This window comes from Pseudomonas sp. R4-15 (assembly GCF_055768815.1).
The window spans coordinates 2,508,112-2,524,649 of the sequence record NZ_CM147293.1 but is presented as its reverse complement, the minus strand read 5'-3'; the positions used below and the strand labels follow the sequence as shown (position 1 = coordinate 2,524,649).

Here is a 16,538-nt window from a genome sequence, read left to right as displayed (position 1 = left end):
CGAAATAATCAGAGGCTTTCCAGCTCCGACCATTCTTCCTCGCTCATCATCTTGTCCAGCTCGACGAGGATCAGCAGCTCGCCGTTCTTGTTGCAGACGCCCTGGATGAATTTCGCGGATTCGTCGTTACCCACGTTCGGCGCGGTCTCGATCTCCGACTGGCGCAGGTAGACGACCTCTGCGACGCTATCGACGAGAATGCCGACGACCTGCTTGTCCGCCTCGATGATGACGATGCGCGTGTTGTCGGTGACTTCGCTCGAGTCCAGACCGAAGCGCTGACGCGTGTCGATCACGGTGACCACGTTACCGCGCAGGTTGATGATCCCGAGCACATAGCTGGGCGCACCCGGCACCGGAGCGATCTCGGTATAGCGCAACACCTCCTGGACCTGCATCACGTTGATGCCGTAGGTCTCGTTATCGAGACGGAAGGTAACCCACTGCAGGATCGGATCGTCGGCTCCCTGCCCTGAGGTGTTTTTCATAGCCAAGCCTCTTTTTCGTATTGCGATGCGGTCAGCGTGGCCTATCCACGTCCGTCATCCCCTGGCACGCACTCTGCGCGAGCCGCCTTTGCAAAGCAACCATCTGTCTCTAATCAGCTACGCCCGCCTGCCACCACCAACCGAGCCAGCGCTGCCACGTCCAGCAGTGCACACATGTGCTCGATGACAGTACCCGCGAGCCAGGGTCTCTGGCCACGACTCACGCGCCATTTCACATCGGCGGGATCCAGACGCACCGAGCGGCTGACCTGATGGACCGCCAGCCCCCAGTCGTAGCCCTCGACGGAAATCACGTACTGCAATCCTTCACGCAAATCGTCCCGATAACGCTCGGGCATTACCCAGCGCGCGGTATCCAGCACCTTCAGGCTGCTACCCTCCCCGGGCAGCAGACCGAGGAACCAGGACGGCTGTCCGAACAACGGCGTCAGCTCCTGCCCTTCGAGGCTGTGAATGGTCCCCAGGCTGACCAGGGGCACGGCGAGGGTCAATCCGGCGACATCGAACAGCAGGCATTCGAAGGGCTCGTCGGCCCAGCTCGGACGTGCCTCGAAGCTCATCGGTGGAGGCGTTTGCGGCGCCGCGCTGGCCTCGACCACGGCAGGCTCGTCGATAACCGGCGCGACCTCGACCGGAGCCGCGGGCGGCTCCACGATCATGGGTTTGAGCAATACAACGGGCGCGGCGACGGGTGTCACGCTGACCGTAGACGTATCGCGCAAGCGCTCCTCCTGCACCGCAGCCTGGAACTCTTCGGCGCTGACGCTGCTGATCGCGTCCTCGGTCGCCTCCTGCAGCAACCCATCGAGGTAAGACTGCAGGGCCAGTTGAGGTCGCTTGGAGAGGGCGACAGGTTGACTCATCGAACGCATCCGCAAGAAGTGTTGTTAATCGTATCGGCCGTGCCGGCGTGGCCTTGAGCCAACCGTGCGATTCAGGCGACGCGGCTTTCCGGCGACTGCGCGAGCAGTTGGCGCAACAAGGCCCGGTAGGCCACCACGCCCCTGCTGTTAGCATCCAGGCGTGACGGCACCACCCCGGCCCGACTGGCGTCGCGCAGGCGCGTATCGATCGGGATGTAGCCGTGCCACAGATTGTCAGGATAGCTGTCGCGCAGCAGACGCAAGGTGCTCAAGGACGCTTGGGTCCGCCGGTCGAAGAGCGTCGGCACGATCAGGTAGGGCAGCGCTTGGCGCCGCGAGCGGTTGATCATCCCCAGGGTATTGATCATCCGTTCCAGCCCCTTGACTGCAAGAAACTCGGTCTGCACCGGCACCACCAACTGCGCACTGGCCGCCAGGGCGTTGACCATCAGAACGCCCAGCAAGGGAGGACTGTCGATGATGGCATGGTCGTAATCCTGCCAGAGCTGCGCCAGTGCCTTGGAGATCACCAGACCCAGGCCGCTCTTGCCGGGAGATTGACGCTCCAGCGTGGCAAGCGCCGTGCTCGACGGCAGCAATGAGATGCCCTCGTGGCTGGTCGGCAGCAGGAGGCTGCGCGGCAGTCCGGCCGGGACCTCACCCTGGTGCTGAAAGAGGTCGAAAGCGCTGTGCTCCAGCGTGTCGGGGTCATGCCCGAAGTAGCTGGTCATCGATCCATGGGGATCAAGGTCGACCACCAGTACCCGCTTGCCGGCATCGGCCAACAAGCCGGCCAATGCCAGCGAGGAAGTGGTCTTGCCCACCCCACCCTTCTGATTGGATATAGCCCAGACTCTCATATCGTCATCATCCTCCCGGAGCGACAGCGGTCGCCGGGGAAATCGGATCGCCACCTGCAGCGGGCGACAAAGCATTGACGCCGGAAGAGACCGGCGCTGTGGATGTACCATCCGAAGCAGGTTGCGTGCCATTTTCCACGCCTACAGCCGGTCGCCGGATGTCCAGATTGCGAGAGATCACCAGCACTACGCGGCGATTCCGGGCCCGCCCGGTCGGCGTGGCGTTATCGGCCACGGGACTGAATTCACCATAGCCTACCGCGGCCAGCCTGGACGGCTGTACCCCACCCATCGCCAGCATGCGTACGATGCTGGCCGCACGGGACGCCGAGAGTTCCCAGTTGGTGGGATAGCGTGGCGTGCTGATCGGCTGGTTGTCGGTGAAGCCTTCGACCTGGATGGGATTCTGGTAGGGGGCGAGAATGCTGGCGACGCGCTCCACGATCTGGAACGCCTCGTCATTGGGAATGGCATCACCGCTGGGAAACAACAGCCCGGAGGGCAGCTCGATCTCGATCCATTGCTCGGTCGCACGGATCGTCATCTGGTCGTTGCCGAGCAGATCGGCGAACGCATTGCGTATCTGCTGATTGATACGCTGCAACGGGTCGACCCGCTCGCCGCCGCCACGCAGCGGCTCGCTCCCGACCTGCGGTGCGATGGTCCGTGGCGACTCATCGCCGACGGCAATGGGGACCGCCGCCTGCTCGGGTTGCTTGAACGCCTGGGTCAGCGTCTCGGAAAGGATCTTGTACTTGCCCTCGTTGATCGTGGAGATCGAGTACATCACCACGAAGAAAGCGAAAAGCAAGGTGATGAAGTCTGCGTAGGAGACCAGCCAACGCTCGTGGTTGGGGTGCTCCTCGCGGCTGCGACGGCGTGGCATCAGTCCAGATATCCGCGCAGCTTGAGTTCTATCGAGCGGGGATTCTCTCCCTCGGCAATGGACATCACGCCCTCGATGAGCATTTCCCGATAGCGTGACTGACGCATTGCCAGGTGCTTGAGCTTGGCCGCGATCGGCAGCAGAAACAGGTTGGCGGTGCCGACACCGTAGATCGTAGCGACGAAGGCGACGGCGATACCGCTACCCAACTGGCTCGGATCGGCCAGGTTGCCCATCACATGGATAAGGCCCATCACCGCGCCGATGATGCCAATGGTCGGCGCATAGCCACCCATGCCTTCGAACACCTTGGCAGCGTTGAGATCACGTTCCTCCTGGGTGAGCATGTCCACCTCCAGAATGCCGCGAATCGCTTCCGGCTCAACACCGTCGACCAACAGTTGCAGGCCTTTGCGGGCGAACGGGTCCGGCTCGGCATCGGCTACCGACTCCAGCCCCAGCAAGCCCTCCTTGCGCGCACTGGTACTCCAGTCGACGACCTGATCGATCGCCGAGACCATGTCCACCCGGGGCGGCAACAGCACCCAGGCCAGCTGTCGCATGGCGCGCATGAACTGCGGCAGGGGCGTTTGCAGCAGCGAGGCCCCCAGCGTGCCGCCCAGGACGATCAGCGCCGCGGGCCCATTGAGCAGCGCAGTGATGTGGCCGCCTTCGAGGAAGTTGCCGCCGATGATTGCGATCAGCGCGAGAATGATGCCGATCAGGCTCAACACATCCATCGGCAACCCCCTCGGGAAGCGGACGGAAAGAGCGACGACTTGACGCGATGACGATGCCGGGATGACACGCTGAATACCTCGTACACGAGCGAATAGCCTTAGTTGCAGGCTTCCACTAGGTGTCGGCCGATGTCATCGAGACTGTAGACGGCATCGGCAAGATCAGCCTTGACGATGGCCATGGGCATTCCATAGATCACGCAGCTGGCCTCATCCTGGGCCCACACCTGCGAACCGCCCTGCTTGAGCAGGCGAGCACCCTCGCGGCCATCGGCGCCCATGCCGGTCAATACCACCGCGAGCACCTTGTCAGCATAGGCCTTGGCGGCCGAGCCGAAGGTGATGTCCACGCAAGGCTTGTAGTTCAGGCGCTCGTCCCCCGGGAGGATTCGCACGCTGCCACGCCCGTCGACCATCATCTGCTTGCCACCCGGTGCCAGCAGCGCCAGGCCGGGACGCAGCAGGTCTCCGTCCTCGGCTTCCTTGACGCGGATGTTGCACAGCTTGTCGAGACGCTCGGCAAACGCCTTGGTGAAGGCGGCCGGCATGTGCTGCACCAGCACCAACGGCGCGGGAAAGTCCGCCGGCAGTTGCGTGAGGACACGCTGCAGGGCCACCGGCCCCCCGGTGGAGGTTCCGATTGCGACCAGACGATAGTGCTTGCGCCGAGGCGATGGCGAAGACGCCGGCGCTGTGCCCTCGGCAGCCGGGCTGCGCGCGGCGGGCCGGGTCGGCGTGGACGCCGGCACAGCGGGTCGCGGCGTATGGATAAGGCTGGGAGCGATACGATTCGAGCGGGCGACCGCACGCACCTTCTCGCAGAGTAGACGGCGGACCTTCTCGGGATTGCGCGAGACATCCTCGAAATTCTTCGGCAGATAGTCGACAGCGCCGGCATCGAGCGAATCCAGCGTGACGCGGGCGCCTTCGTGGGTCAGCGAGGAGAACATCAGCACGGGCGTCGGACAGCGCTGCATGATATTGCGCACGGCCGTGATGCCATCCATCAATGGCATCTCGTAGTCCATGGTGATCACGTCGGGCTTGAGCGCCAGCGTCTGATCGATGGCTTCGCGGCCGTTGCTGGCCGTACCTACCACCTGAATGCCGGCATCACTCGAGAGGATTTCCGTGAGCCTACGGCGGAAGAATCCCGAGTCATCCACCACCAGCACTTTGACAACCATACTTGCTCCAAGAAAACGGCCCGGTCACCTGACGTTCTACCGCGAACGGCAACGCCAGGCCAGCGCAACCGAGTCTTGTTGTATTGCCGCGACGTCAGATACGCCGCGCGTAACGCTTGAGCATGCTCGGTACGTCGAGAATCAGCGCGATACGCCCATCGCCGGTGATGGTCGCACCCGCCATTCCCGGGGTGCCTTGCAGCATGCGCCCCAGCGGCTTGATCACCACTTCTTCCTGACCTACCAGCTGGTCGACAACGAAGCCTATGCGCTGGGTGCCCACGGACAGAATCACAACGTGTCCCTCATGATTCGCCTCATGGGCGGCGCCCGGCACCAGCCAGCGCTTGAGGTAGAACAGCGGTAGCGCCTTATCGCGAACCACCACGACCTCCTGGCCATCCACCACATTGGTCCGCGACAGGTCGAGGTGGAAGATTTCGTTGACACTGACCAATGGGAAGGCGAATGCCTGGTTGCCCAGCATGACCATCAGCGTCGGCATGATCGCCAGGGTCAGCGGCACCTTGATGATGATGCGAGAGCCACTGCCCTTCACCGAAGAGACACTCACCGTGCCGTTGAGCTGGGAGATCTTGGTCTTCACCACATCCATGCCCACGCCACGACCGGAGACGTCGGAAATCTCGGTCTTGGTGGAGAAACCCGGGGCGAAGATCAGGTTGTAGCACTCGTTCTCGGTGAGGCGGTCCGCCTGGTCACGATCGAGCAGGCCCTTCTCCACCGCCTTGTTACGCAGCACCTCGGCATCCATTCCCTTGCCATCATCACTGATACTGAGAAGGATGTGATCGCCTTCCTGCTCCGCCGACAACACGACCTTGCCGGTGCGCATCTTGCCCGCGGCTTCGCGCTCGGCCGGGGCCTCGATGCCATGATCCACGGCATTGCGCACCAAGTGCACGAGGGGATCGGCGAGAGCCTCGACGAGGTTCTTGTCCAGGTCGGTCTCCTCGCCCACCAACTCGAGGTTGATCTCTTTCTTCAAGTTGCGCGCAAGGTCGCGCACCAACCGAGGGAAGCGCCCGAAGACCTTCTTGATTGGCTGCATGCGGGTCTTCATGACCGCGCTCTGCAAGTCTGCGGTGACCACGTCCAGGTTCGACACGGCCTTGGCCATCGACTCGTCGCCACTGTTGCTGCCCAGACGAACCAGGCGGTTACGCACCAGCACCAGCTCGCCGACCATGTTCATGATCTCGTCCAGGCGCGCGGTGTCCACACGTACCGTGGTTTCCGCCTCGCTGGCCGCATGCACGGGGGGGGCGGCCTTCGCGGCCGCCTTGGCAGGCTCCGCGGCAGGCGCCGATGCAGGTGCAGCGGCTTTCACGGGGGTCGGCGCGGCAGGCTTGGGCGCCGGTTTCGCCGGAGCGACCGGCGGCTCGTCTCGCGCCGCTGCGCTCGCGACCTCACCTGCGAACTTACCCTTGCCATGCAACTGGTCGAGCAGCGCTTCGAACTCGTCCTCGCTGATGTCGTCGGTGGATGCAGAGACCGCTGTAGCAGGCACTTCGTCGACCGCCGCGGGCTCCGCAGCGGGCGTCGTCGCGCCCTCGGCAGCGCTGAACTTGCCCTTGCCGTGCAGCTGATCGAGCAGCGCTTCGAATTCGTCATCGGAGATGTTGTCGCTAGCCGGCTCCGGCTGAGCCGCACTTACCGGCGCAGGAGCAGCCGGTGCCGGGGCCTCGGCGCTGCCGTGCAACTGGTCGAGCAGTGCCTCGAATTCCTCGTCGGTGATCTCGTCACTGGTTCCGGCCGCCGGCTCATCGACGGCCTCGGGAACCGCATCGAGCATGCGCTCGAACTCGGCGTCAGCGTCGACCGCGGCATCACTAAGCACTACCGGATCAGGCTCGACTACCGGCTCGGGAACAGCCACCGCCGCCGTGGCAGGCTCCTGGCCGCCCGGGGTCGCCAGCGCCGCGAGTGCCGCCAACAGCTCCGGCGGTGCAGCGTCCGGCTCGGTTCGCTCACGCACGCTGTCGAACATCGCGTTGACGGTGTCCAGCGCCTGCAGCACCACGTCCATGAGCGCGGAGTCCACGCGACGCTCGCCTTTGCGCAAAATGTCGAAGACGTTCTCCGCGCAGTGGCAACACTCCACCAACTCATGCAGTTGGAGGAATCCCGCACCGCCCTTGACGGTATGGAAACCCCGGAAAATGGCGTTGAGCAGCTCCATGTCGTCCGGTCGGCTTTCCAGCTCGACCAGTTGCTCGGACAGCTGTTCGAGGATCTCGCCGGCCTCTACCAGGAAGTCCTGGAGGATTTCTTCATCGGCGTCGAAGCTCATCTGTTGCTCCATCAAAGACCATGGGACGCGAGTCGCCGGTAGGACGCCCGAGATTACCCGCTGCCGGACCTGTCGATCCCGGAACCCGGTGCGACTTAAGGCCGCCGGGCCTGTGTCATGCTGCTGTCATTGCCACGTACGCCTCCCCGGCGTACGTCCACGACTAGAATCCGAGGCTCGACAAAAGATCGTCGACGTCATCCTGCCCGGAGACCACATCTGTCCTGTTATCGGCATTGATCTGCGGACCTTCACCCTGCGAGCTCTTTTCTTTTTCGCGCGAGGCGGGTTGCTCGTGACGAATACCCGCCAGGCGATCCACCTGGCTGGCCATGAGCATGAGTTTGAGCAGATTGCTTTCGACCTCGGTGACCAGGGAAGTCACACGCTTGATGACCTGGCCGGTGAGATCCTGATAATCCTGCGCCAGCAGAATGTCGTTCAGGGAAGCTGAAAGCGTTTCACTGTTACGCTCGCTGCGTGCGAGGAACTGTTCGATTCGCTTGGCCAGATCGCGAAAGCTGGCGGCGTCCATCTCCCGGCGCATGAAACGCTGCCAATCGACATTCAGAGACCGCGCCTCGCCGCTCAACTCGGAAACCAGCGGCGCGCATTCCTCAACCAGATCCATGGTCCGGTTGGCCGCCTTTTCCGTCATTTTCACCACGTACGCCAGGCGGTCGGTGGCATCGCCAATCTGCGACAGCTCCTGAGCGTGAGGCATGTGCGCGTCGAGCTGGAAGTCGGCGATCGAGTTGTGCAGCGCACGCGTCAATTTGCCGACTTCGTTGTAGAGCCCCTGGTCGCGAACCTGGTTGATCTGCTGAATGACCTGTCCGGCCTCGCCGAAATCACCGCGATCCAGACTCTCGGTCAAGCGATGGGCATGTGCCCGAAGGGTCGATTCGAAATCCGCACCCTGGGAGTCGTTGTCCTGCATGGCAAACCTCATGGCCGACTCAGCCGTTGACCCGCTCGAAGATCTTCTCGATCTTTTCCTTGAGCACTTGGGCGGTGAAGGGCTTGACCACGTATCCGTTCACCCCGGCCTGGGCGGCCTCGATGATTTGGTCACGTTTGGCTTCAGCGGTCACCATCAATACCGGCAGACTGCGCAGACGGTCGTCGGCGCGCACCGCGCGCAAGAGGTCGATGCCGGACATGTTCGGCATGTTCCAATCGGTCACCAGAAAGTCGAAGCCACCGCTGTGCAACATCGGCAGAGCCGTGGCGCCATCGTCCGCCTCCGCCGTGTTGGTGAAGCCCAGATCACGCAAGAGGTTCTTGATGATCCGCCTCATCGTGGAAAAATCATCCACGATGAGAATCTTCATGTTCTTGTCCAATTCGACCTCCATCCAGTCGTAAACGCGCGCATTATCCGTCGTGTGTTCCGTTTTCGGAACGCCTCGCTCAAGCCGATCGCCATTCCGCGAGACGCGCCCGCAAACGGGCGGCACTCTGACTGTGCAACTGGCATACGCGCGACTCGCTCACCCCCAGCACCTCACCGATCTCCTTGAGGTTGAGCTCTTCGTCATAGTAAAGCGCCAGCACCAAACGTTCACGCTCGGGCAATTGCTCGATGGCTTGCGCAAGGGCTGCACGAAAGCGCTCACCCTCGATCTCTCCTGCCGGCTCGTAGCCACTTTGACCGAGTTCCCCCTGAACCCCGTGCTCTCCTCCTTCGAGCAACTCGTCGAAGCTGAACAGGCGGCTGCCGCGGGTATCGCCAAGCATGCCGTAGTAGTCGTCCAGACTCAATTCCAGCTCCGCGGCGACTTCGTGATCACGTGCGTCACGCCCGGTGCGGGTTTCCACCGCCCGGATGGCATCGGCGATCATACGGCTGTTGCGATGCACCGAGCGCGGCGCCCAATCGCCCTTGCGGACCTCATCGATCATCGCGCCGCGAATGCGTATACCCGCATAAGTCTCGAATGTCGCGCCCTTTCCGGCTTCGTATTTCTTGGAGGCCTCCAGCAGGCCGATCATCCCCGACTGGATCAGGTCTTCGACCTGCACGCTGGCAGGCAGACGCGCCAGCAGGTGGTAGGCAATCCGTTTTACCAGGGGCGCATAGCGCTCGATGAGCTCGTGATGCGTCCGCTGATGGCCCTGCGAGTTGTACATACGGACCCCACTAGAGGCAGTCATACGGGTGTCTCGGCGGGATTATGCGATACCAGACGTTCGACAAAGAATTCCAGATGACCCCGCGGGTTGGCCGGCAACGGCCAACTGTCCACTTTCTGCGCGATGGCCTTGAAGGCCTGCGCGCACTTGGAGCGGGGAAAGGCCTCGTAGACCGCACGCTGCTTCTGCACCGCCTTGCGCACCGACTCATCGTACGGAATGGCGCCGACATACTGCAGTGCCACATCGAGGAAACGGTCGGTCACCTTGGTCAGTTTAGCGAACAGATTGCGGCCTTCCTGGGGGCTGTGCGCCATGTTCGCCAGGACACGGAAACGGTTGGTGCCGTAGTCCCGGTTGAGTAGTTTGATGAGCGCGTAGGCATCGGTGATCGAGGTCGGCTCATCGCACACGACGACGACGACCTCCTGCGCTGCGCGCACGAAGCTGACGACGGCATCACCGATACCGGCAGCCGTGTCGATGACCAACACATCAAGATTCTCACCCAGGTCGCTGAATGCCTGGATCAGCCCGGCGTGCTGCATGGGCGACAGATTGACCATGTCCTGGGTGCCGGACGCAGCCGGCACGATACGCACGCCGCCGGGCCCCTGCAGGACCACGTCGCGCAGGTCGCACTCGCCGGAAATCACGTCCGCCAAGGTGCGTTTGGGCTGCAGACCGAGCAATACGTCGACGTTGGCCAGCCCCAGGTCGGCGTCGAGCAGCATGACTCGACGCCCCAACTCGGCCAGCGCCAACGACAGATTCACGGACACGTTGGTCTTACCCACGCCGCCCTTGCCGCCGGTCACCGCGATCACTTGTACGGGATGCAAATTCGCCATGTCGTCTAATACCTTGTGCAACTACCGGGGAGCCACGCTCCCCCTGGCCCGGAAACGCCGGGTGATTTGATCCTCAGCCTGCCCGCCGTGCAGGATTAACGTACAGGCCTGCGAAGGTTTCCGCCATGGCGTCTTCACTGGGCGCCTCCGGGTTCTGCAGTGCAACCGCACGACTGACCAGTTGATGACCCCGTGGCAGGTGCAGATCATCCGGAATACGCGGTCCGTCGGCGAGATAGGCTACCGGCAGTGCCTGGCCTATGGCCAGCCCCAACACCTCACCGAGACTCCCTGCTTCGTCCAGCTTGGTCAGGATGCAACCCGCCAGGCCGCAGCGCTTGTAGGCATGATACGCCGACTTGAGCACCTGGCTCTGACTGGTGGCTGAAAGCACCAGGTAGTTCTTCGCCTTCACTCCCCGGCCGCCCAGGCTATCCAGTTGCATGCGCAGCGCCGGATCATTGGCGGGCAGGCCGGCGGTATCGATGAGTACGACACGCTTCTTCGCCAACGGTATCAGTGCCTGGGCCAACGACTGCTGCGGCTCCACGGACACTACTGCGACGTCCAGGATGCGCCCCAGGGTACGCAATTGCTCCTGAGCACCAATACGGTAGCTGTCCATCGTCACCAACGCGACCTGGGCCGCACCGTACTTGAGAACATAGCGGGCAGCCATCTTCGCCAGGGTAGTGGTCTTGCCCACGCCCGCGGGCCCGACGAGAGCGATCAACCCGCCCTCTTCCAGCGGCTCCTGCTCGCAGACGCGAACGCTCTGCGCAAGGTGCGCGAGCAGCAGGCGCCAGGCCTGGCGCGGCTCCGTCACGTGCGCCACGCGCTCCAGCAGGCTCTGGCAAAGCTCGCCCGGCAGCCCCATGCGCTGCAGCTTGCGCCACAGGCTGGCCTGCTGCGGCCGACGACCCTGCATCTGGCTCCAGGCCATCGAGCCGAGCTGCCCTTCGAGCAGCTCACGCAGGCCATTGAGCTCGGCCCGCATGGCATCCAGCGCGCGCGAGTCCGACTGGACCTGGGGCGCGACCGGACGTTGCACGGCTTCGGCGGGACGCGCGGCCTCGACGGTCGAAGCCGGCAATTCCGGGGCCACCAGTGACTCGTTGGCGAACAACTGGCGATCCTGACCGGCGCGCTCGCGCTGGACGAGGTCCGCGTGCGCCGTGGCGATACGCACCTGGGTCTTGCGCAACTCGGCCTCGAGCTCGGGGTTGGCCTGGCGCGCAGGACGCAGCGGAGCCTGGTAATCGAGTGCAGCGGTCAACTCGACGCCACCGGCCACCTTGCGGTTGGCGATGATCGCGGCGTCGTCGCCGAGTTCTTCGCGAACCAGCTTCATGGCTTGGCGCATATCGGCGGCAAAGAAGCGTTTGACTTGCATGGCCTAGTGACCTCAGTTCTGCCCAACAGTGGCAATGATGGTGACCTGCTTGTTATCCGGTATTTCCTGGTAGGCCAGCACATGCATGCTGGGCACTGCCAGGCGGGCGAAGCGGGAGAGCATTGCGCGGATCTGACCGGCTACCAGCAGTACCGCTGGCTTGCCGAGCATTTCCTGGCGCTGCGCCGCCTCCACCAGCGAACGTTGCAGCTTCTCGGCCATTCCGGGTTCGAGGAGGATGCCATCTTCCTGACCCTGTCCGGCCTTCTGAGCACTGTTCAGCAATATCTGTTCCAACTTTGGATCCAGCGTGATCACAGGCAGCTCCGGCTCAAGCCCGACGATGCCTTGAACGATTGCGCGAGCCAACGAGGCACGCACCGCCGCCACCATCGCGGCGGGATCTTGACTCTTACCGGCTACGTTGGCGATGGCTTCGGCGATGGTCCGGATGTCGCGTACCGGCACCTGCTCCTGCAGCAGCGCCTGCAATACCTTGAGCAGGGTCGACAGGGAGATCAGGCCGGGAACCAGCTCCTCGGCCAGCTTCGGCGAGCTTTTGGCCAGCAGTTGCAGCAACTGCTGGACTTCCTCGTGACCGAGCAGCTCGTGGGCATGCTTGTGCAGCACCTGGTTCAGGTGCGTTGCGACCACGGTGCTGGCATCCACCACGGTATAGCCCAGCGACTGCGCCTGATCGCGCTGGGACGCCTCGATCCACACGGCCTCCAGACCAAACGCCGGATCCCTGGCGGCAATGCCGTTGAGCGGGCCGAAAACCTGGCCGGGGTTGATCGCCAGTTCGCGCTCGGGATGGATCTCCGCCTCGGCCACGCTCACGCCCATCAGCGTCAGCCGGTAGGCATTGGGCTGCAGATCCAGGTTGTCGCGGATATGTACCGAGGGCATGAGAAAACCCATGTCCTGGGAGAGCTTCTTGCGAACGCCCTTGATGCGCGCGAGCAACTGCCCACCCTGGTTGCGATCGACCATCGGGATCAACCGGTAACCGACCTCGAGTCCGACCATGTCCACCGGAGAAACGTCGTCCCAGCCCAACTCCTTGGTGTCCTGCGCGGCGCGTGCGGCAGGCAACTGGTCCTGCTGCTTGCGCTCGGCGGCGGCCTTCTCCAACTGCTTGGCCTTGTTCTGGTGGTTCCAGATCATCCAGGCGCCCCCGGCAGCCATGCCGCCAAGGCCGAGGAAAGCCATGTGCGGCATGCCGGGCACCAGGCCCATGGCGATGAGAATCGCGGCACACACCGCCAGCGCCTTGGGCGAGGCGAACATCTGCCGCTGCACTTGCTGGCCCATGTCCTCGGAGGAGGACACGCGGGTCACCATGATTGCCGCAGCGGTGGAAAGCAGCAGCGACGGAATCTGTGCGACCAGGCCATCACCGATGGCCAGCAGTGAGTACACGCGGCCGGCGTCGCCGAAGGCCATGCCGTGCTGCAGCATGCCGATGGCGATGCCGCCCAGCAGGTTGATGAACAGGATCAGCAGACCGGCGATGGCGTCACCGCGCACGAACTTGCTGGCACCGTCCATCGAGCCGTAGAAGTCGGCTTCCTGGGACACCTCGGAACGACGGATCTTGGCCTGGTTCTGGTCGATCAGGCCCGCGTTCAGGTCGGCGTCGATGGCCATCTGCTTGCCGGGCATGGCGTCGAGGGTGAAGCGGGCGCTTACCTCGGAGATACGTCCGGCACCCTTGGTGACCACCACGAAGTTGATGATCATGAGGATGGCGAAGACCACCACGCCGACCACGTAGTTGCCGCCGACCACCACGTCGCCGAACGCCTGGATGACCTTGCCCGCGGCATCGTGGCCGTCCTGGCCGTTGAGCAGCACCACCCGCGTGGAAGCCACGTTCAGTGCCAGGCGCAGCAGCGTGGCGACCAGCAGAATGGTGGGGAATACGGCGAAGTCCAGCGGACGCATGGCGTACACGCTGACCAGCAGGACGACGATCGACAGGGCGATGTTGAAGGTGAAGAACAGGTCGAGCAGCACCGCCGGGACCGGCAGCGTCATCATGCCGAGCATCACCAGCAGCAGCAGTGGCACGCCGAGGTTGCCTCGGCTGAGGCTCACGGCATTGCTACGAATGCTGGTCAACAATTGGCTTCGTTCCACCGCGCTACCTCACCCCGTCGATTCAAACTTTTGACGACTGGCGCCGTCTCGACGTGGCTAGTGCAAGAAGTCGTCCAACTTTGCCGGCTCCCTGAAAAAGGCCGGCATCACGGCCTTCAGCGGGCACGAACCCAGCCCGATGAAGTCACAACTCACGAGGCGCCCGACGGACGCCACGGACCAAGGGGAAATAGCATGACTCGCTGGATAGTTGCTTCACTTGCCGCCAGTCTCGGCATGGCCGCGCAGGCGGCGAACCTGAGTGTAGAGATGCACGAGGTCAGCGCCGACGGCATCGGCGCCGCAATCGGCACGGTGACGATCGACGAAAACGAATACGGCGCCGTGTTCACACCGGACCTCAAAGGGCTGCAGCCGGGCGTCCATGGCTTTCACGTACACGCCAAAGGCAGCTGCGAGCCCGCCGAAAGCGACGGCAAGATGACGGCCGCCGCCGGCGCGGGCGGCCACTGGGATCCGCAGCAGACCGGCAAGCACGACACGCCTTGGGGCGACGGCCACCTGGGAGACCTCCCGGCACTGCTGGTGACCGCGGATGGAAGCGCCAAGCAGCCTGTCCTGGCACCGCGCATCGACGACCTGCAAGCGCTGAAGGGCCATGCCCTGATGATTCATGCCGGTGGCGACAACTATGCGGACCAGCCCAAACCGCTGGGCGGTGGCGGCGCACGCATGGCCTGCGGCGTGATCCAGTAACGCAGCGCCTCACTCGTCGCGCCGCAGGTCCTCCGGAATCGGCGGGTCGCGCAGCGGGTCCGGGCGGCGTCCCTTGCCGGAGCGATACTGCTTGAGCTGGAAGACGTACGCCAGGACCTGCGCCACCGCGAGATAAAGCCCCGCGGGAATTTCCCGATCGATGTCGGTGGAATGGAAGACCGCACGCGCAAGCGCCGGTGATTCCAGCAGGGTCACCTTGTGCTCCTGGGCGATCTCGCGAATCTTGAACGCCATGTGATCCCCTCCCTTGGCCACCAGGATGGGCGCATTGCCGCGAGTCGGGTCGTACTTGAGGGCCACCGCGAAGTGCGTGGGGTTGGTGATCACCACATCGGCCTTGGGCACCTCGGCAAGCATCTTGCGCTGGCTCAGTTCGCGCTGCAGCTGGCGGATGCGCGACTTGACCTCGGGCTTGCCTTCGCTGTTCTTGTACTCGTCGCGGACCTCCTGCTTGGTCATCATCAGCTTCTGCTTGTTGTCCCAGAGCTGGAAAGGGATGTCCACGCCGGCGATCAGGATCATCCCGCAGGACATCCACAGCGCGCTCCAGCCCACGAGTTCGATGCTCGCGAGGATAGCTCGCTCCACCGGCAGATTGGCGATTGCCAGCAGTTCCTGACGATCGTTGGCGAGCACGACCAGCGCCACCGCAAGGATCACCAGGAATTTGCCAATCGCCTTGAGCAGCTCTACCAGCGATTGCTTGGAGAACATTCGCTTGATCCCGGAAAGCGGGTTCATGCGGCTGAACTTCGGGGTCAGGGTCTTGCTGGAGAACAACCAGCCACCCAGGGCGATAGGACCGGCGATGGAGGAGATCAGCAACACCAGTAGCAGTGGCAAGAGCGCCAGCAGCGCCTCCTTACCGGAGGCCAGCAGAGCCAGGCCCATGCCACGCTCGTCCATCAACACCTCACGCGGCAAGGCAAAACCATCACGCATGATGTCGAGCATCACTTGACCCATGTCCCCGCCAAACGCCAGCAGGCCGCCAAAACCACCCAGCGTGAGGGTCAGCGTACCGAGCTCCCGGGAGCGCGCGATCTGTCCCTCTTCACGGGACTCTCGCAACCGTTTCTCTGTGGGTTCCTCGCTCTTGTCGGCACCGCTTTCGCTTTCCGCCATCGCTTTGCTCCCTCAGGCGCGGGCCAGTTCGCGCAACCAGATCAGCGCTTCGCGGGCCAGCTCCTGGTAGTGCGCCATGATGTCCGCCATACCAATCCAGAACACCACCATCCCCAGCACCAGCGTCATGGGAAAACCGATGGAAAAGATGTTCAACTGCGGAGCCGCGCGCGTCATCACCCCGAACGCCAGGTTGATCACCAACAGCGCCGTGATCACCGGCAGCGCGAGCAGGATCGCCGCCGCCATGACCCAGCTCAGACGATTGGCCAGCTCCCAGTAGTGATCGAGCAGCAGTCCACTGCCGACTGGAAGTGTAGTGAAGCTCTCGGTGATGACCTCGATCGCCACCAGATGACCGTTCATGGCGAGAAACAGCAAGGTGGTCAACATGCTCAGGAATTGCCCGATCACAGCGACCGAAACGCCGTTCGACGGGTCCACCATGGACGCGAATCCCAGGCCCATCTGCGCCGCGATGATCTGCCCGACCAAGGTGAAGACCTGAAAAAAGAGCTGTAACGCGAAGCCCAACAACGCACCGATCAGAACCTGCTCGGCGACCAGCAGCAAGGCGCGCAAGCTGAGCGCGTCGAAGGTCGGCATCGGCGGCAGGTTGGGCACCACGACCAGGGTGATGGCCAGACTCAGGTACAAGCGAATCCGCGAAGACACCATCTGCGTGCCGATCACCGGCATCACCATCAACATCGCGCCGATGCGGAAAAGAGGGAGCATGAAGGTCCCGACCCAGCCACCAATCTGCTCCGTGGAGAGTTCGAGCATGTACTGGG

General features: G+C 63.3%; 16 protein-coding genes. 1 reads left to right on the top strand and 15 read right to left on the bottom strand.

Annotated elements, in window-relative coordinates; genetic code table 11:
• Nucleotides 1–8 precede the first annotated feature (8 nt).
• The 13 genes from ACYRGX_RS12030 to flhA all read right to left on the bottom strand — a co-directional run bounded on the left by ACYRGX_RS12030 (nucleotide 9) and on the right by flhA (nucleotide 13,881).
• The gene (locus ACYRGX_RS12030; protein ID WP_473052713.1) at nucleotides 9–488 is read right to left on the bottom strand and encodes a chemotaxis protein CheW; all 480 of its coding nucleotides are present in this window, start codon (nucleotides 486–488) and stop codon (nucleotides 9–11) included.
• A gap of 113 nt (nucleotides 489–601) precedes the next feature.
• Nucleotides 602–1,372, bottom strand: coding sequence for a CheW domain-containing protein (locus ACYRGX_RS12025; RefSeq protein WP_473052712.1), 771 nt, complete (start codon nucleotides 1,370–1,372; stop codon nucleotides 602–604).
• A 71-nt stretch (nucleotides 1,373–1,443) separates the two neighbouring features.
• Nucleotides 1,444–2,232 (bottom strand): ParA family protein, encoded by a 789-nt coding sequence (locus tag ACYRGX_RS12020; protein WP_473052711.1) that lies wholly within the window; start codon nucleotides 2,230–2,232, stop codon nucleotides 1,444–1,446.
• A 7-nt stretch (nucleotides 2,233–2,239) separates the two neighbouring features.
• Nucleotides 2,240–3,118 carry a flagellar motor protein MotD gene (gene motD / locus ACYRGX_RS12015; protein ID WP_473052710.1) on the bottom strand — a complete coding sequence of 293 codons (879 nt, stop codon included), beginning with the start codon at nucleotides 3,116–3,118 and terminating at the stop codon, nucleotides 2,240–2,242.
• Entirely contained in the window at nucleotides 3,118–3,858 is a 741-nt protein-coding gene (locus ACYRGX_RS12010) for a flagellar motor protein (RefSeq protein ID WP_473052709.1), read from the bottom strand. Before ACYRGX_RS12010 ends, motD begins: the two co-directional genes overlap by 1 nt.
• 98 nt (nucleotides 3,859–3,956) lie before the next feature.
• Entirely contained in the window at nucleotides 3,957–5,045 is a 1,089-nt protein-coding gene (locus ACYRGX_RS12005) for a protein-glutamate methylesterase/protein-glutamine glutaminase (RefSeq protein ID WP_473052708.1), read from the bottom strand.
• A gap of 94 nt (nucleotides 5,046–5,139) precedes the next feature.
• Nucleotides 5,140–7,359, bottom strand: a complete 2,220-nt coding sequence (locus ACYRGX_RS12000) for a chemotaxis protein CheA (RefSeq protein ID WP_473052707.1) — start codon at nucleotides 7,357–7,359, stop codon at nucleotides 5,140–5,142.
• Nucleotides 7,360–7,522: 163 nt separating this feature from the next.
• Complete coding sequence (locus ACYRGX_RS11995; protein WP_473052706.1) at nucleotides 7,523–8,299, bottom strand: protein phosphatase CheZ; 777 nt, start codon at nucleotides 8,297–8,299, stop codon at nucleotides 7,523–7,525.
• A gap of 19 nt (nucleotides 8,300–8,318) precedes the next feature.
• Nucleotides 8,319–8,693, bottom strand: a complete 375-nt coding sequence (locus tag ACYRGX_RS11990) for a chemotaxis response regulator CheY (protein WP_473052705.1) — start codon at nucleotides 8,691–8,693, stop codon at nucleotides 8,319–8,321.
• 79 nt (nucleotides 8,694–8,772) lie between these two features.
• Nucleotides 8,773–9,516: an RNA polymerase sigma factor FliA gene (locus tag ACYRGX_RS11985; RefSeq protein WP_473052704.1), complete on the bottom strand. Its 744-nt coding sequence runs from the start codon at nucleotides 9,514–9,516 to the stop codon at nucleotides 8,773–8,775.
• Complete coding sequence (fleN, locus tag ACYRGX_RS11980) at nucleotides 9,513–10,346, bottom strand: flagellar synthesis regulator FleN (RefSeq protein WP_473052703.1); 834 nt, start codon at nucleotides 10,344–10,346, stop codon at nucleotides 9,513–9,515. The genes ACYRGX_RS11985 and fleN overlap by 4 nt, the downstream gene beginning before the upstream one ends.
• A 73-nt stretch (nucleotides 10,347–10,419) precedes the next feature.
• Nucleotides 10,420–11,739 (bottom strand): flagellar biosynthesis protein FlhF, encoded by a 1,320-nt coding sequence (gene flhF, locus ACYRGX_RS11975; protein WP_473052702.1) that lies wholly within the window; start codon nucleotides 11,737–11,739, stop codon nucleotides 10,420–10,422.
• Nucleotides 11,740–11,751: 12 nt separating this feature from the next.
• Nucleotides 11,752–13,881 (bottom strand): flagellar biosynthesis protein FlhA, encoded by a 2,130-nt coding sequence (flhA, locus tag ACYRGX_RS11970; RefSeq protein ID WP_473052701.1) that lies wholly within the window; start codon nucleotides 13,879–13,881, stop codon nucleotides 11,752–11,754.
• Nucleotides 13,882–14,076: 195 nt separating this feature from the next.
• On the opposite strand from flhA, the gene sodC reads away from it, so the two are divergent.
• Nucleotides 14,077–14,598: a superoxide dismutase [Cu-Zn] SodC gene (gene sodC / locus ACYRGX_RS11965; RefSeq protein ID WP_473052700.1), complete on the top strand. Its 522-nt coding sequence runs from the start codon at nucleotides 14,077–14,079 to the stop codon at nucleotides 14,596–14,598.
• A gap of 9 nt (nucleotides 14,599–14,607) precedes the next feature.
• Here sodC and flhB read toward each other — a convergent pair whose 3' ends face one another.
• Both flhB and fliR read right to left on the bottom strand, forming a co-directional pair.
• Nucleotides 14,608–15,744: a flagellar biosynthesis protein FlhB gene (gene flhB / locus ACYRGX_RS11960; protein WP_473052699.1), complete on the bottom strand. Its 1,137-nt coding sequence runs from the start codon at nucleotides 15,742–15,744 to the stop codon at nucleotides 14,608–14,610.
• A gap of 12 nt (nucleotides 15,745–15,756) precedes the next feature.
• Nucleotides 15,757–16,530 carry a flagellar biosynthetic protein FliR gene (gene fliR, locus ACYRGX_RS11955; protein WP_473052698.1) on the bottom strand — a complete coding sequence of 258 codons (774 nt, stop codon included), beginning with the start codon at nucleotides 16,528–16,530 and terminating at the stop codon, nucleotides 15,757–15,759.
• Nucleotides 16,531–16,538 lie beyond the last annotated feature (8 nt).

What these genes read in the sequence shown, in the direction of transcription:
- ACYRGX_RS12030 (WP_473052713.1), bottom strand. Translation starts at nt 488, where the DNA reads ATGAAAAACACCTCAGGGCAGGGAGCCGACGATCCGATCCTGCAGTGG.
- ACYRGX_RS12025 (WP_473052712.1), bottom strand. Translation starts at nt 1,372, where the DNA reads ATGAGTCAACCTGTCGCCCTCTCCAAGCGACCTCAACTGGCCCTGCAG.
- ACYRGX_RS12020 (WP_473052711.1), bottom strand. Translation starts at nt 2,232, where the DNA reads ATGAGAGTCTGGGCTATATCCAATCAGAAGGGTGGGGTGGGCAAGACC.
- motD (WP_473052710.1), bottom strand. Translation starts at nt 3,118, where the DNA reads ATGCCACGCCGTCGCAGCCGCGAGGAGCACCCCAACCACGAGCGTTGG.
- ACYRGX_RS12010 (WP_473052709.1), bottom strand. Translation starts at nt 3,858, where the DNA reads ATGGATGTGTTGAGCCTGATCGGCATCATTCTCGCGCTGATCGCAATC.
- ACYRGX_RS12005 (WP_473052708.1), bottom strand. Translation starts at nt 5,045, where the DNA reads ATGGTTGTCAAAGTGCTGGTGGTGGATGACTCGGGATTCTTCCGCCGT.
- ACYRGX_RS12000 (WP_473052707.1), bottom strand. Translation starts at nt 7,359, where the DNA reads ATGAGCTTCGACGCCGATGAAGAAATCCTCCAGGACTTCCTGGTAGAG.
- ACYRGX_RS11995 (WP_473052706.1), bottom strand. Translation starts at nt 8,299, where the DNA reads ATGCAGGACAACGACTCCCAGGGTGCGGATTTCGAATCGACCCTTCGG.
- ACYRGX_RS11990 (WP_473052705.1), bottom strand. Translation starts at nt 8,693, where the DNA reads ATGAAGATTCTCATCGTGGATGATTTTTCCACGATGAGGCGGATCATC.
- ACYRGX_RS11985 (WP_473052704.1), bottom strand. Translation starts at nt 9,516, where the DNA reads ATGACTGCCTCTAGTGGGGTCCGTATGTACAACTCGCAGGGCCATCAG.
- fleN (WP_473052703.1), bottom strand. Translation starts at nt 10,346, where the DNA reads ATGGCGAATTTGCATCCCGTACAAGTGATCGCGGTGACCGGCGGCAAG.
- flhF (WP_473052702.1), bottom strand. Translation starts at nt 11,739, where the DNA reads ATGCAAGTCAAACGCTTCTTTGCCGCCGATATGCGCCAAGCCATGAAG.
- sodC (WP_473052700.1), top strand. Translation starts at nt 14,077, where the DNA reads ATGACTCGCTGGATAGTTGCTTCACTTGCCGCCAGTCTCGGCATGGCC.
- flhB (WP_473052699.1), bottom strand. Translation starts at nt 15,744, where the DNA reads ATGGCGGAAAGCGAAAGCGGTGCCGACAAGAGCGAGGAACCCACAGAG.
- fliR (WP_473052698.1), bottom strand. Translation starts at nt 16,530, where the DNA reads ATGCTCGAACTCTCCACGGAGCAGATTGGTGGCTGGGTCGGGACCTTC.